Genomic DNA, 13,747 nt, shown 5'->3' on the forward strand with positions numbered 1-13,747 from the left:
GTTACGGCAGTCCCCAGGCGGGGCCCGGTTCGCCGACGGCGACGGGCGCGATGACGAGGTCGGGGCGGGAGCCGGAGTGGACGAGGACCTCGCGGCCCTTGGGCAGGTCGATGGCGAGGGTGCCGTCGCCCAGGTCGCGGGTGCGGGCGGGGGTGCCGTCGTCGAGGAGCACGGTGAGGGTGCCGGTGAGGCCGTGGCGCAGGTGGAGCGGTTCGCCCGCCAGGCTCCTGATCCGGATGAACCTCGTGGTCCCGGCCTTGCGGACGGCGCTGACCAGGAAGGCGCCCTGGGTGCGGAAGTCGTGCAGGGTCACGTCCGCCCAGTCGGTGGGGACGGCCGGGAAGACGCGGATCACGCCGCCCCAACTCTGGCAGAACATGTCGTGCAGCGACTGCGAGGCGGACAGCGGCGTCTCGATGACCGGACCGGCCTCGGTGTAGTGGGTGTTGGCCTGGCAGGGGTAGCGGGTGGTGGGGTCGAAGAACTTCCGCAGAGAGGAGAGGGCGGTGTCGCCGTCGCCGGTCATCGCGTACATCGAGGCGGCGCCGGTGTAGCTGTAGCCGCGGTGGGCGCCGGTCAGGGCGTGCCAGTGGACCACCGACTTCGTGATGAGGTCGCGGCTGTCGGGCTGGTCCCAGTTGACGAGGTACAGCGGGTAGACCATGAGCAGGTGCGAGTAGTGCCGGTGGGACTGGGCGTACGGGGTGTCGGCGCCGATCATGAAGCCGTTGTCGTCGACCGGGTACGGGGTGAGCCTGGCCGGCACCTCCCGCCAGCGCGGGATCAACTCGTCGTCGATGCCGAGGATTTCGGCCGACTCGATGAGCGTCCGGCAGCCCCAGCGGATCAGGGCGAGGTCGTAGTTGGTGTCCCGCGGGGGCACGACGGGGTACTCGGGCGAGAGGGTGCTCGGCAGGTGCAGCTTGCCGTCGCTGCCCGGGGTGAGGAAGTGCAGGTAGTAGTTGATCGCCCTGCGCAGCACCGGGTAGATCGTGTCGCGCAGCAGGGACTTGTCCATGGAGTGGCGGTAGGACAGCCAGGCGTTGTGCAGCGCCCAGGTGAGGTTGCCGGCCTCGCCACCGGTGCCTATCTCGGGCACGCCCCGGTTGGCGAACATGTCGGAGCTGCGGCCGACTCCGGAGCTGTCGGCGCGGTAGGCGGCGGGCACGTTGGCGATGAGCTGTTCCTGGTTCTGGCGCAGGGTGGTGGCGAGCGCGTCGAGTTCCAGGTGGTTGGATCCGTGGATGAGCCAGTACTCCAGCTGGAGGTTGAGGTTCCACCAGACCGCGGGCCAGGGCGTGGGTTCCAGCCAGGGGCCGGCGGTTGCCATGACGGGGCCGTTCGCGCGGCTGGCGGAGGCGACCTTGTAGAGCTGGATCCAGTGGAAGCTCTGGAGCCGCTGGTCGGGGAACGAGATGAAGCTCTTGCGGTAGAAGTCGTGCCACCAGCGGATGTGCCGTCGCCGCAGGCTGCCGTACGACGCCGCGCGCCGCAGGTGGCGCAGTGAGTCGGCCTCGGCGGCGGTGTCGGAGGGGAAGCTGTGTCCGGCGCCGACCAGCAGGTCGTCGCCGTCATGGCGGTATGCGGTGGCGGTCTGGCCGCCGCCGGTGAGGGGCTGGAGGACCTGCTCGGTGCCGTCGGGGGCGGTCCGCGTGGTCCAGGGCGGGTTGGGGGTGTAGCCGGCGGGCGGCGCCTCGCTGATCTTGCGCGGGCTGATGGCCTCCTCGGGGTGGAAGGTCCAGACGACCCGTTCGCCGCCGTCGGCCTTCGCGCGCAAGGCCAGGACCTGGTCGTGGATGAGGGCGGCAAGGGTGAGCGTGCCGGCGGTGGTGGTGACGGTGCCGGTGAGTTCGGCGTCCCACAGGCTCAGCCGCCAGTTCACGGCGGTGATGGTGCCGACCGGATCGAGGGTGAGGTGTCCGACGGGCAGCCGGCAGGTGCCCCAGCCGCTGCCGAACGCGGGCCGGTGGTCCTGGACCCGGCCGTGTTGGACGGTGAAACGGATCCGGTTGGCGCCCGGTTCCTGGTAGATCATGCTGCCGAGCAGCCCGTCACCGAGGAACGGCCCCTCGTACCAGCGGGTGGGCAGCTTGGTCCACAGCAGATCCTGGCCGCGCAGGAAGCTCGACCAGGCGCTGTCGGTGGTCATGGTGTCGCGCAGTCGCCAGGGGCGCCTGCCCGGTTTCAAGGGCTCTTCCGCGTGGGCCGTTCCGGGCAGGGCCGCCGCTGCCGCGCCGCCCAACGCGGTGCCGAGTACGACTCGGCGGGCCACCTGCGAACGTCTCTCCGGCTGTGAGGTCATGCGTCCTCCAGACCTGACGAATCCTCGATACATCGGGTGTATCGCGGAACCTAGCAGGCTTGATGCACCTGTCAATGACCTCAACAGCACCAGGAATGGGGCGCGTTGGGTCGTGGAGCAGCCATGACCTCCGCACCCATGTCAGCGAACCTCGTCCAAATCCTTGACTCCTCCGATGTATTGAGGAGGTCGGTGGAGGTCAGTGGTGAGACATCGAAGGCGCGGCGCGGGGGCTCCGCACGCCACTCGGGGACCGAGGGGCGATGTCAGTGGCGGGTGACAGGATGTCGGCATGATCGAGGAGCTTGACGACGTACCGGCCGACCCCGCACGCCTGTTGGCCGCCGACCGTGCGGCGGTGCGCACCGGCATTGCCGCCGCCGGCGGCGTGGGGCGCGAGGTCTTCCTCCAGGCCGAGGCGATGTTCGGCGACGCGGCGGTGACGCCCGCCGAATTCGCCGCGTGGCTGCACTTCGCGGCGAAGGCGACCGGCCACGAGGAGTACGCCGAGCGGATCGCGAAGGCCGAGCCGGGGATGCCATGGCGGACCGTGTGGGCGTGGTGGCGCCCGGTCAACTGGTTCGTGGCCCACCCGAGCCTGAACGGCGACTACCACCAGGTGCACCGACGCCTGTACGAGGGCCGGGAGCTCGTCGAGGTCGTCGACTGGCGCGGACCGTTGTGGCTCGACGCGGAGACCGGCCGGAGAGTCACGGTCCGGGGCGAAGGGGCCCTGCCCGAAGCGGTGTTGTCGCGGGAGACGATTGACGCGCCCGACCTGGACGACTGGGATCTGACCGCTCCGGCGAGCTGGGGGAGCGCGGCCGCGGTCGCCGTCGAGGGCGGCAGGACCAGGTATCTCGTCCAGGACACGCATGGCATAGCGATGATCGAGACCGACTCCGACGTGCTGCGGGACTGGCCTCGGGGCGAGGGGATCGACTACGACTCGTCCGAGGAGGCTCTGCCGGATGCCGAACCGGAGCCGCGGCGGCCGACGGGCCCGCTCACCCCGGCCCGGGTGGACGACGCCTTCGGAGAGCGGTACGTGGTGCGCATACCCGGGGGCGATCTCCCCGCGGGCCTCGAACACCCGGGAAGCAGGCGGCACTTGTCGGGCATCGGCCTGCCCACGTGGTGGGTGTGCCATGGGGCCGAGTACGAGGCCCGGCCGGCCGGTGCCATGCGGCCCCCGGCCGACGGTGACCTGTCCGAGGACGGCCTGCCCGGCGGCGTGTCCGCGTCGGACCTGATCGGCTTCGGCGCGTTCGAGTACGGCGAGCTGTATCTGCACCGCCACGACGGGTCCGTGCACATCTGGACCCGCGTGGGCGCCAGGGGCAAGGCGCTGGTGCCGCTCGCCCCGGACCTCGACGTCTTCACGCGCATCCTGGAGGCCGTCTACCGCTACAGCAACGCCTGTTGGCAGCCCTATCCGGTGGAGGGCGGCCAGGACGCGGTGGGGGAACTGTTCCTGGAGGAGATGGACGACCTGGCCCCGGGCCTGTTCGACCGCGAGACACCCAGCGGCGAGATGTGGAGCCGGCTGTACGCGGGCATCACCGAGCTCGGGGTGGACGGGTTCTAGGGCCGCCGAGGCCTGGGCGGGACCGCCCGATGCACAACGCAGCGTTGATCAGCACGGGACATCACTGCGTCACACCTCCCGTCCCTGATTAGGTGACCAGGCACATCAGACAACCGACGAGCCGCTGCATCACAACGTGGCGTTGTACAGATACGTTGGCCGATGTGGACCTCAACGCCGTACGAACCTTCGTCGCCGTCGCCGAAGCCGGCCAGTTCCAGATGGCCGCCGTGGATCTGGCCCTCACCCAGCAGGCCGTGTCCAAACGGGTCGCGGCGCTGGAGCGGGAGCTCGGGGTGCGGTTGCTGACCCGCACCCCGCGGGGTGCCGAGCTCACCATCGACGGACAGGCGTTCCTGTCCCATGCCCGGTCCCTGCTCCAGGCCGAGGAGCGGGCGAGGGAGTCCGTGCGGCCCGGCAGCCGTGCCCTGCGTGTCGACGTGGTGGGACGGCGGGCGTCGCTGGCCGGGGTGCTGCGGGAATTCCACCGCGCGCATCCCGGGATCGCCCTCGACGTCGTGACGCTGCCCGGCGCGGAGGAAGCCATCTCCGCCGTCCGGGACGGCATCATCGACGCCACCTTCCGGGCCGTCACCATGCCCGGGCAGCGGATCCCCGACGGCATCGAGATCAGCCCGGTCCACGACGAGCCACTGCACCTGTTCACCGGGCCCACCCACGTGTTCGCCGGGGCCGCCGCCGTCGCCCCCGCCCAGCTGGCCGGCCACCGCATCTGGATGCCGGGCAACGTCCCCGGCACGGAGTGGACCGCGTACTACGAGGCGATGGCCGCCGACTTCGGGCTGACCATCGAGGCGACCGGCCCCAACTTCGGGGTGGAGGCGCTCATCGACACGATCGCGGCGTCCTCGACACTGGCGACCTTCCTCGGCACCCAGACACCCCTCGTCTGGCCCGCCGGCTACGACATGCGTCTGATCCCCCTGCGCGACCCGACCCCGGTCTACCCGCACTCACTGCTCTGGCACGCCGACAATCCGCACCCGGCGCTCACCACACTCCGCGAGTACCTCACTTCCGTGCACCACGATCCCCCGAACGGCGCGATCTGGACGCCGGCATGGGCCCGGCGGCGCTGAACAGGCCCTCGGGCAAGCAGGTTCCGGCGCAGTGAGCGTCGTCGGCGATAAGAGCCGGACCGCTCAGCGGGCCCGCCGATAGAGTCCGCACGTGCGTTGATCTTCCGGGCGACGGCCATGCGCCGCCGCAGACGGTGCGAGCGACCCGATGAGTCGGGCCGCCCGGTCGGCATCCCCGTCACCACGTCACCACATCACCGGAGATCACGCAGTGACTGCTCAGGAACCCCTCTCCTACGACGCGTTCGTCGAACTCGCCGCCGCCGACGCAGCTGTCGTCGGCCTTGTCCTCAAGGGCTCCCGGGCCCACGAGGGCATGGCCACCGAGCACTCCGACCACGACCTGTACGTCGTCCTCGCCGACGGTGCGACGACGGGCATCACCCGGTTCGCAGGGCACCGCACCCCAGAACTCGACCTCGTCATCGTCTCCCTCGACGAACCTCCGCGCCGCCGGAATGCCCGGCTTCGAGCGGTACGCCCTCGCCCGGGCCCGGATCGTGCTCGACCGGCTGGACGGAGTCATCACCCGGATCCTGGCCGACAAGGCACGACTCGACGTCGGCGAAGCCTTCCGGGAGGCGGGCGGGTGGCTCGATGCCTACGCCAACTCCCTCTACCGCTCGGTCAAGAACGACCGCGACGGACAGGCGCTCGCGGCCCGCCTCGACGCCGCCGACAGCATCCGGTTCCTGCTGGAGTTGCTCTTCGCGCTGGACCGTCGCCCGCGCCCCTACAACAAGTACCTGGAGTGGGAACTCGCCCGGTTCCCGCTGCCCGGCTGGGACACCGGGCACCTGCTCGTCGCCGCGGACCACATCTCGGGTACGGGCGACGTGCCCACACAGCGCCGCCTCTTCGCCCAGGTCGAAGCAGCGGCCCGGCGGGCCGGGCACGGGGCGGTGCTGGACTCATGGGGTAAGGACCTGCACCTGATGCGACCGCAAGAGAAGCGCACGAGGCCTTCGTGACCTGCCCTAGGCGGCGAGCCCGCCGAAGAGACTGACCATGCCGATCATTCCAGCCGCCCCCAGGGCCGTGCCGAGCGTGGCGGTCCACATCCGGCCGACGCCCTGACGGGCGTAGTGGATGCCCGCCACCCCGAAGGTCACGGCAAGAGGCCCTGCGATCCACGCGATCGGGAAGAAGACGATCCACGCGAACGGGAAGAAGGCGAAGACCCCGAAGGTGGAGAAGACCCCGAGGACGAGGGCGGTCGGCCCCAGGGCGGTGGCCGGTGTGTCGTCCTGGGCTGCCGCGTTCGTGTCACGCATGATGCGCTCCCCCTCTTTTTTGAACACGTTCAGAGTATGGCTGATCGGCGCGGAAAGATCCACGGCGGGCTCCACTGAAAGCTCCGTCGTGGAAGCGGCTTTGCGCATTGACCCTTCGCGGCCGCCGCGCTTTCATCCCGACTGACGTCGTCCCGGGACGGGACGGAAACCGAAGGGGAGCCCTCTGTGAGACCTCACTTACGCATCGCCGTGACCGCCGCCGTGACCGCCGCACTCACCTCACTGTCCGGACCCACGGGTGCGGTCGGCGACGAGCAGGTCCCGCGCACCGAGCGGATCAGCGTGGCTCCCGACGGGACGGGCGGCAACGGCCACTCGGTGGAGCCGGTGGTCAGCGCGGACGGGCGGGTCGTCGCCTTCGCCTCGGGGGCGACGAATCTGGCCCCCGGCACCGACGTGTCGTACAGCGTCTACTACCGGACGGCTCCCGACGCCCCGCTGACACGGGTGGTGGTGCCGGGCGGGACGACGTCGACTCCGCAGCTGTCCGAGTCCGGGCGCCACCTGACCTTCACCTCGTACTCGGCCGCGACCGCCACGTCCTCCGTCCACGTGATGGACCTGCGCACCGGACGGATCGAACGCCTTGCACCCGCGCTCGCCGAGGACTACCACGTGTCGTACGGCATCGCCCCGATCAGCGCCAACGGGCGGTACGTCGCCTTCGTCGCCCGGCCCGCCGTCGACGAGCACGGGGCCTTCGCCTGCCGGGTGATGCTCCTGGACCGCCGCACGGGGCAGGTGTGGCGGGTCAGCCGGCCCTCGGACGGTTCGAAGAAGTTCCATCAGTGCCAGCAGATCTCGATGAGCGCCGACGGCCGCAAGGTCGCCTATCTGGAGGGCTATTCGGGGCCGGCCGACGACGACCAGGGCGACATCCTGATGTACGACCGGGTGACCGGCCGGACCGTGCAGGCGGACGCCACCCATGACGGCGCGCCGGCCGACAGGTCGGCGATCGGTCCGGTGCTGAGCGCCGACGGCTCCAAGGTCGGGTTCAACTCGACGGCCGGCAATCTGGTCCCCGGCGACGATCCGAACAACGGCTGGAACGGCTTCGTCCGTGATCTGCGGGGGCGCACGCTCCAGCGTTACGACGGCCGCTCCCCCACCGATCTCACCCAGGTGTCCGACCTGTCAGTCAACGGCGCGAAGGTGCTGCTCAACACGGCGGACGCGGACCGCCGGACGCTGGGGCTGGTCCTGCGCGACACGCAGACCGGCCAGGAGGAGTCGCTCTCCCCGGGGCAGGACGGCGCGCCCGTCACGGTGGGGCGGGCTGCGCTGAGCGCGGACGAGTCGACGGCCGTTTTCGACTCGTACTACCCCGGCCTGGTGCCCGACGACACGAACCTGATCGGGGACGTGTTCGTGCGGTCCCTGCGCTGAGCCGGGGCGCCGGTCACGCGGGGCTGTTGTCGTCCGTCCGCTCGCCCTCGGCCTGGGACGGCTCGGTCCTGGGGACGTCCGGGTGGCGCTCCACGGCCGATCGCTCATTGGTCTCGTCGCGTTCACCCTCGGCCTGCGAGGGGGTGTGAGAGTACAGCCAGCGGTCGTAGTCCGATGCTCCGGTCTTCATGGCCGACCTCCGTTGCTCGTTCCCCTCCCATGCTGCGCCCGGGGCGGCGCGCCGACCAGCCGTCCCGTCATCCGATGAGGCCGACTCATCCGATGAGGCCGACCCGTCCGCAGCCGGAGCGCAGTCCCGGGGGACAGATCTGCTGGACGGTGAACACGCCGTCGTGGATGACGGTCTTCTCGATGTCGCCGGCCGTCACCAGTGTCGGCGTGAGCAGGATGGACGGGATGTCCTTGTGCGTGGGGCTGTCGGTCTGCGTCGTCGAGACGTCGCGGACGTCCTCGCCCCGCCCCAGGGCGACTGCCATGGCGGCGGCCGCGGCGGCCTCCTTCTCGAACGGTTTGTACACCGTCATGTACTGCTCGCCCTTGACGAGGCGCCGCACGGCCTCGAGGTCGGCGTCCTGGCCGGTGATCGGCGGGAGCCGCTTGACGCCCGCCTTCTTGAAGGCCGAGATGACCCCCGCGGCGATGGCGTCGTTGGCCGCCAGGACGCCGTTGATGCGGTCCGCTCCCAGCGCGGAGATCGCGGCCGACATGTTCGCGTGAGCGTTCTCCGGACTCCAGCCGGTGGTCTCGTACGACCTGGCGATCTTCGCCCCGCCCGCGAGGACGGACATCGCTCCCCTGCGGAACCACTCCGCGTTGGCGCTGCTCGGGTCGCCGTTCATCATCACGACGTTCGAGCCGTCCCCCCGCTGCGCCATGGCCTTCAGGAGCGCCTTGCCCTGCAGTTGGCCGACCTTCGCACCGTCGAAACTGACGAAGCCGGAGATCGGGCCCTCGGCGAGCCGGTCGTAGGCGATGACCGGGACGCCCGCCCGGTCCGCCTCCATGATCGAGGAGCGCAGCGCCTTGCTGTCGGCGGGGTCGAGGATCAGGACCTTCGCACCCTTGGTGATCATGGAGATCATCTGCTGCCGCTGTCTCGCCGCGTCGTTCTCGGCGTTGGCATACACCATGGTGCAGCCGGCGCACAGCTCCTTGAGCCGCTTCTCGATCAGCGGCTTGTCGGAGTGCTCCCAGCGGGGCGTCACGGTGTTCGGGAGCAGCAGGCCCACCGAGAAGCTCTCCGTGTCCGCCTCGCCGTCTGCGCCGCAGCCGGCCAGGGGCACCGTGAGCAGTCCGGCGACGAGTGCCGCGACGGCGGTGTGCAGCGTGTGTGCCCTCATCGCAGCTCTCCTCCGTTCACAGCCTCACGTGCGCGGTTACCGGTTTCGTCCTCCGGCACCGTGATCTCGCTCCACACCTGCTTCCCGCCGGCCACCGGGACGGTGCCGCTGGCGTCCGACACCGCTTCGACCAGCAGCAGGCCCCGGCCGCCGGTCGACTCCCAGTCCACGATCACGGGCTTCGCGGGCGCGCGCGGCGAGGAGTCGCTCACGCTGACCCGGACCCGGTTCCCGCGCAGCACCAGATCGAGGCGGACCGATCCCTGGGTGTGCACCAGGGCGTTGGTGACGAGTTCGGACACGACGAGCAGTACCGCGTCGGCGGCTTCCTGGACGTGCCAGCGGCGCAGGGTGCGCGCCGTGAAGCGGCGGGCGTGCATGACGGCGTCGGGCAGCCGCCACACCACCCAGCCGGCCCTGATCGGCTTGGTCTTCATGCCGTCGTAGCGCAGCAGCAGCAGCGCCACGTCGTCCTCGCGCCGGCCGCCGTCACCGAGCAGCGCGTCGGCCATCTTCGCCGGGTCCTCGGGATCGGCCGCGGCGAGCGCGACGCGGGTGCGTTCCATGCCGGCGTCCAGGGGCAGATCGGCCGCCTCGACCAGGCCGTCGGTGACCATGGCGAGCACCGTGCCGGGGCTCAGCGCGACCGAGGTCAGAGGGAACTCGGCCTCGGCGAGAACGCCCAGCGGGGGCCCGCCCTCGACCAGCACCTCCTCGGTGGTGCCGTCGGGATGGCGCAGCAGCGGCGAGAGGTGCCCTGCACGGACGAAGAGGGTGGTGCCCTCCTCCATGTCCAGTTCGACGTAGCAGCAGGTGGCGAAGAGGTCGGTCTCCATGCCGACGAGGAGGCGGTTGGCGTGCGACACGACCACGTCGGGCGGGTGGCCCTCCACCGCGTACGCCCTGACCGCGGTGCGCATCTGCCCCATGATCGTCGCTGCTCCGGCGCTGTGTCCCTGCACATCGCCGATGACCAGCGCGACCCGGTCCTCGGACAGCGCGATGACGTCGTACCAGTCGCCGCCCACCTGGAGGCCGCGGCGGGCGGGCAGATAGCGGGCGACGGCCGTGCCGCCGGGCAGTTCGGGCAGCCGGCGGGGCAGCAGACTGCGCTGGAGCATCGTCGCCAGTTCCTGCTCGGCGTCATGGGCGTGCGCCCTTTTGAGGGCCTGCCCGACCAGTGCCGCGGTGGCGGTCAGCAGGGACCGCTCCTCGGGGATGAACTCGTGCGGACGGTCCCAGCCGACCAGGCACACACCGGCGACCCTGCCCTTGGCCGGGAGCGGCAGGACGGCCAGGCCTCCGGGACCGACGCCTTCGAGTCCCGGTTCGAGGGCGGTGCCGGCGGGCCACAGATCCATCCGGCCGTCCCGCAGGGCCAGCCGCAGGGTCGGCAGGGCGCTGACCGGTGCGTCGGGCCACTCCGAGCGCCACTGGGCGCGCCACAGCTCCGGCCAGGCGTCCTGCTCCGGCGGGTCGAGCAGGGTGACCATCAGCCGTTCGTCGCGTACGTCGGCGAGCGCCACCCGGTCGGCGCCCAGGGGTTCGCGCAGCGCGGCGAGCGCGACCCGCCCGACGTCGCCGACCGTCGCCGCGTCGTCGAGGGCCGCGGTGAGCCACTGGATCCGGGACACGTCGTCGGCGCCGCGGCTCCTGACCTGCGTCGCCGTCACCACGCCCAGCAGTTGCCCCGGCTCGTCGGCCGCGCCCGCGAGCACCCGGCAGCTCAGGCTGAGCCAGATCACCTCGCCGGCGGGGCGCCGGACGCGGAATTCCAGCTCGCGTCGGCGCACCGGGTGCAGGTTCGGCTCCAGGACGGACATCAGGGCGGGCATGTCCTCGGGGAGGGCGTGCGACAGCAGGGTGTCGACCTTGCCGTCGAAGTCGTCCGGTGTGATGCCGACCAGTTCGAGGAGTGCCCCGTCCGCCTCGATGACGCCGGTGTCGGGGACCAGGACGAACGAGCCGACCCGCAGGCCGCGCAGGGCACGGCTCAGCAGGGACCCGCCCGCGGACCGGCCCTTCGCGTCGCGCAGCACGCAGGCGACCGCGCCGGCGTACCGCTCCAGGAAGCGCTGTTGCCCGTCGTCGAAGCCGTCCGCGGAGGCTCCCACGACGACGAGGCAGCCCAGTCGCGCGCCTTCCGGGTCCAGCGGCAGCGCGCCGAGCGACGCCGTCCGCGCCCGCGGCGGCGTGGGCGCGCCGTCGGGGTAGGCGGCGAGGGCCGCGGCGTTCAGCCACAGCGGCCGGTCGGTGCGGACGGCGTGTGCGGCGGCCGAGGCGCCCGACAGGGGCAGCAGCTGCGGCAGCCGGTACTCGGAGGTGACGCCGCCGGCCGTTTCGAGCAGTTGGAGCTCGTCGCCCCCGGCAGCGGGAGTGTAGAGCGCGGTGAGCGCCGCTCCCGCGAACGTCAGGGCCCGATCAGTCGTGGCGGCCTGCGGCGCCGTAGGCGGTGAGCCGGTGTCTGCGGTGCCGGCCTCGGATGCCTCCGGCACCGGATATCCGGTCCGGGCACGGCCGTCATGAGGCATGTCCGCAACCTTCCTCCCGTCCGTGCCGGAGGTGCCGAAGGAGATCGGGGCACCCCGACTCCCAGCGCATTCGGGCACCCGAAGACAAGAATCGCATATATGGATGAGCTGGACATATCTGCTCGCGCGCCGCCCGTGGCGGCACCGCGCCCGCCGCCCCGTGAGGTGCTCTGGCTGCGCTCGCCGATCGCACCGGCCGGTGTCAGACTGACCGAGTGGTCGGCATGTGAGAAGGCCAGGTGTCGCCATGCTCGCCAGAGAGATCCCCCGCATGAAGGCCTCCCTACGCAACGCGGCCCTCTCCCTGATCGCGATCTCCACGGCCGTCTCCCTCGCCGCCTGCGGGTCGGACGGCGGGAGCGCCTCCGAGACGGAGACCGGGCCCAAGATCGGCGTGCTCCTGCCGGACGCGACCACGGCCCGCTGGGAGACCCAGGACAGGCAGCTGCTGGAGAAGAACATCCATGAGCTGTGCCGCACATGCACGATCGAGCACGGCAACGCCAAGGGCGATGTGGCGATGCAACAGCAGCAGATGAACTCGATGATCGCCGAGGGGGTGGACGCCATCATGCTCGTGGCGGTGGACTCCCGATCGCTCGGCGCCTCGGTCCGCAAGGCGGACGAGGCGGGCATCCCCGTCATCGCCTACGACCGCTTCTCCGAGGGCCCGATCGCGGGCCACGTCTCCTTCGACGGCCAGGAGGTCGGCAGGCTCCAGGGCCAGGCACTGCTGAAGGCCATGGGCGACCACGTGCCCGGCGGCCAGATCGTCATGATGAACGGCGATCCCAGCGACGCCAACGCGGTGCTGTTCAAGGAGGGCGCGTTGTCCGTCCTGGACGGCCAGGTGAAGATCGGCAAGGCGTACGACACGCTCCAGTGGCGGACCGAGGCCGCCAACCTGAACATGTCCGGCGCCATCGCCGCCCTCGGCGCCGACAACATCCAGGGGGTCTACGCCGCCAACGACGGCCTCGCCGCCGGCAGCATCTCCTCCCTCAAGGCGAACAAGGTGAACCCGCTGCCCCCGGTCACGGGGCAGGACGCCGAACTCGGCGCCGTGCGCCGCATCGTCGCCGGCGAGCAGTACATGACCGTCTACAAGCCCTTCCTGCCCGAGGCCGCCGCCGGCGCCGCCATGGCCGTGGCCGCGGCCCGCGGTGAGAACCTCGACCGGGTGGCCAAGCAGGAGGTGCGCACGAGCGAGGGCAAGACGGTTCCGGCGGTCATGCTCACCCCCGTGTCCGTGACCGTCGACAACATCGAGGACACCTTGGTGAAGGAAGGCGTGTACACGATCCGGGAGATCTGTACCCCCGATCTCGGCGCCGCCTGCAGAACGGCCGGGCTGACCTGACCTCCGGCCCGGCCGCGTCCGGGCCACGGGAAGGAGATGGTTCCGCGTGCCTGCCCCCTTGCTGGCGCTGCACGGCGTGTGCAAGCGCTACGGCGCCGTCGAGGTCCTGATGGACATCGAACTGGAGATCCACGCCGGCCAGGTCCTCGCGCTGCTGGGCGACAACGGAGCCGGCAAGTCCACCCTGATCAAGGTGATCTCCGGCGTGGCGCCCGCGGACCGGGGCGTCATCGAGTGGGAGGGCCGCCCCGTCCAGATCAGGCGCCCGGGTGACGCCCAGGACCTCGGCATCGCCACTGTGTACCAGGACCTCGCGCTGTGCGGGAACCTCGACGTCGTCGGCAATCTGTTCCTCGGACGCGAGGTCCGCAGGTTCGGCTTCCTCGACGAGATGGAGATGGAGCGCCGCACGTTCCAGCTGCTGGACAGCCTGACGAGGGGCGTCCCCGAGCTGCGTGCCCCGGTCGTGTCGCTGTCCAGCGGTCAGCGCCAGACGGTCGCGATCGCCCGCTCGCTGCTGGGCGGACCGCGCCTGCTGCTGCTGGACGAGCCGACCGCGGCACTGGGGCTGCGGCAGACCACGGAGGTCCTGGACCTGGTCGACGAGCTGCGGGACCGGGGCGTGGGCGTCCTGCTGATCAGCCACAACATGGGCGACGTCAAGGCCCTCGCGGACCGGGCAGCCGTACTGCGGCTCGGCCGTAACAACGGCTACTTCGACGTGGGCACCGCCTCCCAGGAACAGATCATCTCCTCCATCACCGGGGCGACGGAGAGCACGCCCCGCCGACCGGCCCACCAGGAGGCGGCGTGGTGAAAGG

10 protein-coding genes and 1 pseudogene are annotated in these 13,747 nt (G+C 71.1%); 6 read left to right on the top strand and 5 right to left on the bottom strand.

Annotated elements, in window-relative coordinates; translation table 11 throughout:
• Window position 1: 1 nt before the first annotated feature.
• Window positions 2-2,302, bottom strand: a complete 2,301-nt coding sequence (locus tag OG254_RS07365; protein ID WP_405578588.1) for a glycosyl hydrolase family 95 catalytic domain-containing protein — start codon at window positions 2,300-2,302, stop codon at window positions 2-4.
• A gap of 292 nt (window positions 2,303-2,594) precedes the next feature.
• On the opposite strand from OG254_RS07365, the gene OG254_RS07370 reads away from it, so the two are divergent.
• The 3 genes and pseudogenes from OG254_RS07370 (at window position 2,595) to OG254_RS07380 (ending at window position 5,961) form a co-directional block, all read left to right on the top strand.
• Window positions 2,595-3,890, top strand: a complete 1,296-nt coding sequence (locus OG254_RS07370) for an SUKH-4 family immunity protein (RefSeq protein WP_405578590.1) — start codon at window positions 2,595-2,597, stop codon at window positions 3,888-3,890.
• A 164-nt stretch (window positions 3,891-4,054) separates the two neighbouring features.
• Window positions 4,055-4,990 carry a LysR family transcriptional regulator gene (locus OG254_RS07375; protein ID WP_405578593.1) on the top strand — a complete coding sequence of 312 codons (936 nt, stop codon included), beginning with the start codon at window positions 4,055-4,057 and terminating at the stop codon, window positions 4,988-4,990.
• 211 nt (window positions 4,991-5,201) lie between these two features.
• A pseudogene (locus OG254_RS07380) lies at window positions 5,202-5,961 on the top strand (hypothetical protein).
• Between the two features lie 6 nt (window positions 5,962-5,967).
• Here the strand turns inward: OG254_RS07380 and OG254_RS07385 are convergent.
• Window positions 5,968-6,264: a hypothetical protein gene (locus OG254_RS07385; RefSeq protein WP_405578596.1), complete on the bottom strand. Its 297-nt coding sequence runs from the start codon at window positions 6,262-6,264 to the stop codon at window positions 5,968-5,970.
• Window positions 6,265-6,450: 186 nt separating this feature from the next.
• On the opposite strand from OG254_RS07385, the gene OG254_RS07390 reads away from it, so the two are divergent.
• On the top strand, window positions 6,451-7,674 hold the full coding sequence (locus OG254_RS07390) for a TolB family protein (RefSeq protein ID WP_405578598.1): 1,224 nt from the start codon (window positions 6,451-6,453) through the stop codon (window positions 7,672-7,674).
• Between the two features lie 13 nt (window positions 7,675-7,687).
• Here the strand turns inward: OG254_RS07390 and OG254_RS07395 are convergent, their stop codons facing one another.
• The 3 genes from OG254_RS07395 to OG254_RS07405 form a co-directional block, all read right to left on the bottom strand.
• On the bottom strand, window positions 7,688-7,864 hold the full coding sequence (locus OG254_RS07395) for a hypothetical protein (protein WP_405578601.1): 177 nt from the start codon (window positions 7,862-7,864) through the stop codon (window positions 7,688-7,690).
• An 85-nt stretch (window positions 7,865-7,949) separates the two neighbouring features.
• Window positions 7,950-9,035, bottom strand: coding sequence for a sugar ABC transporter substrate-binding protein (locus OG254_RS07400; protein ID WP_405578604.1), 1,086 nt, complete (start codon window positions 9,033-9,035; stop codon window positions 7,950-7,952).
• The gene (locus OG254_RS07405; protein ID WP_405578606.1) at window positions 9,032-11,566 is read right to left on the bottom strand and encodes a SpoIIE family protein phosphatase; all 2,535 of its coding nucleotides are present in this window, start codon (window positions 11,564-11,566) and stop codon (window positions 9,032-9,034) included. Before OG254_RS07405 ends, OG254_RS07400 begins: the two co-directional genes overlap by 4 nt.
• Window positions 11,567-11,837: 271 nt before the next feature.
• Here OG254_RS07405 and OG254_RS07410 point away from each other — a divergent pair, with 271 nt between their 5' ends.
• Both OG254_RS07410 and OG254_RS07415 read left to right on the top strand, forming a co-directional pair.
• Window positions 11,838-12,926 carry a substrate-binding domain-containing protein gene (locus OG254_RS07410; RefSeq protein ID WP_405594877.1) on the top strand — a complete coding sequence of 363 codons (1,089 nt, stop codon included), beginning with the start codon at window positions 11,838-11,840 and terminating at the stop codon, window positions 12,924-12,926.
• A 109-nt stretch (window positions 12,927-13,035) separates the two neighbouring features.
• Window positions 13,036-13,743, top strand: a complete 708-nt coding sequence (locus OG254_RS07415) for an ATP-binding cassette domain-containing protein (protein ID WP_405594879.1) — start codon at window positions 13,036-13,038, stop codon at window positions 13,741-13,743.
• Window positions 13,744-13,747 lie beyond the last annotated feature (4 nt).

It is taken from the genome of Streptomyces sp. NBC_01092 (genome assembly GCF_045039535.1).
Taxonomy (GTDB): domain Bacteria; phylum Actinomycetota; class Actinomycetes; order Streptomycetales; family Streptomycetaceae; genus Streptomyces.